Below are 1,763 nucleotides of genomic sequence, written 5' to 3'. Positions count from 1 at the left end.
GGTGGATATTTACAACGAGGAGCGGCCGCATCATGCGTTGAAATACAGAACCCCCGATGCGGTACATAGGGGGTTCTGAGTAGAGAAATGCTAGTTGAAAATGTGTAAACCTATTTCAGGACTAGACATTTTCCCTGCCGTAACATGCCGCTTCTCAATTCAGGGGGGCGACTGCCTCCCTCCTATTTATCAGGCTCGGCCCACCGAGAGTGGCCGCTTGCCAGGAGTGTTGCGATGCGTATTGGTCTGCTGTTGAGTATGGGGATGCTGGTTGTAAGCGGGGTTCAGGCACAAGAGCTGGGAGCCATTCCTGAGAAATCTGGCTTTTCCGGCAGTGTGCTGGCGGGGGCCAGCGTTGGCGAGACCAAGTCCAATTTTGCCACGGGGAATGCAGGTCGCGAGCGTATTGAAGCTTTGGGGGCTGCGGCGCAGCAGCGCCACCTTGATCCGGTGATCAACGGGGATCTTCGCTACACCTTTGCGTCCACCGGTAGCCAGCTGTTTCTGGGCAACCTCATTCAGGATGCCATTCGTGGCGACGGTACCCAGCAGTTCGGGCTGCGCCAGCAGCTGGGGGACAAGGGGAGCGTGGCCGGTTCGCTGGTGTTCAATGCCACCCGGGTCAAGGTGTGGCGCGATCCCTTTGCTGTGGGTGTGGAACGCGAGCAGAGTGACGTGCGATCCCACGGCGCCCGTCTGGCGCGGGACAACATCTGGGGCAGTACGCTCAGTGGCAGCATCACCAGCCGCGACGTCAAGGTGGATGGGGAGTCCAGCGGCGAGCAATATGGCCGCGCCGTGATGGGGATGCTGGATCGCAATGGCCGGGTCAACTTCGCCGAGCTCTCCTACCAGTTCCGGCTGGCAGACGATCAGTTCTGTAGTGGTCTAATCATCCCGGACACTATTTTAGGTGGTACAGTCACCACCATGACCTGAGGTGTTCAATGACAAGATTACGTCGCTCATTTACTGCCGAATTCAAACTCGAAGCCTCATCCCTGGTGCTCGATCAGGGATATTCTGTCCCTGAAGCCAGCCGTTCACTGGATGTCGGTGAAACCGTTCTTCGCCGCTGGGTTCAGCAGCTCCAATCCGAACGCTGCGGCACAACCCCAATCAGCAAAGCACTGACACCGGAACAGCAGAAAATCCAGGAGCTGGAAGCCCGTATCAACCGGCTCGAACGTGAAAAAGACATTCTAAAAAAGGCTACTGCTCTCTTGATGGCGGACGAGTTCACACGTACGCGCTGATAGACCGATTAAGGGAGCAAGCCCCCATCACCTTGGTCTGTTGCGCTTTCGATGTTCCCACTTCCTGTTTTTACGATTATCTGGCCCGCAGGCGGGCGATTAACCGTGAGCGGATACAGCAACGCAGCGAGTTGCGCAGGTTGTTCAAAGCGAGCCGAGGCTCGGCAGGCAGCCGCGCCTTGATGTCGATGATGAGGGAGTTGGGGTATCAGATTGGTCGATTCAAAGTACGTAACCTGATGAAGGAAGCCGGGCTGGTATCCAAACAGCCGGGCGCACACCGCTATAAGGTGGCACAGTCTGAACGACCGGACATTCACAATCTGCTGGCCCGCGAATTTGATGTCCATCAACCCAATCAGGTGTGGTGTGGCGATATCACCTACGTCTGGGCAGGTGGTCGTTGGTATTACCTGGCAGCGGTGCTTGACCTGCATACCCGGCGGATCGTGGAATGGGCGATGTCTGATAAACCTGATGCAGAATTGGCAATCAAAGCACTGGAAA

The 1,763-nt window shown here is 56.6% G+C and carries 2 protein-coding genes and 1 pseudogene; all 3 read left to right on the top strand.

Going from position 1 to position 1,763, the window contains the following annotated elements:
• On the top strand, positions 1-79 hold a 79-nt coding region (locus tag AACT07_RS22245), incomplete at its 5' end, for an integrase core domain-containing protein (RefSeq protein WP_139123940.1).
• Positions 80-234: 155 nt separating this feature from the next.
• The gene (locus AACT07_RS22240; RefSeq protein ID WP_253182294.1) at positions 235-939 is read left to right on the top strand and encodes a DUF2860 family protein; all 705 of its coding nucleotides are present in this window, start codon (positions 235-237) and stop codon (positions 937-939) included.
• Positions 940-947: 8 nt separating this feature from the next.
• Positions 948-1,763: pseudogene (locus tag AACT07_RS22235) on the top strand (IS3 family transposase); the annotation flags it as partial.

The organism is Aeromonas sp. ANP5 (genome assembly GCF_963870295.1).
Classification (GTDB): Bacteria; Pseudomonadota; Gammaproteobacteria; order Enterobacterales; family Aeromonadaceae; genus Aeromonas; species Aeromonas veronii.
Note: the sequence above shows the minus strand (reverse complement) of the source record. Positions and strands in the feature narration are given on the sequence as shown.

Excerpts from the sequence above, each read along its gene's own strand:
- AACT07_RS22240 (WP_253182294.1), top strand. The coding sequence starts at position 235 with ATGCGTATTGGTCTGCTGTTGAGTATGGGGATGCTGGTTGTAAGCGGG.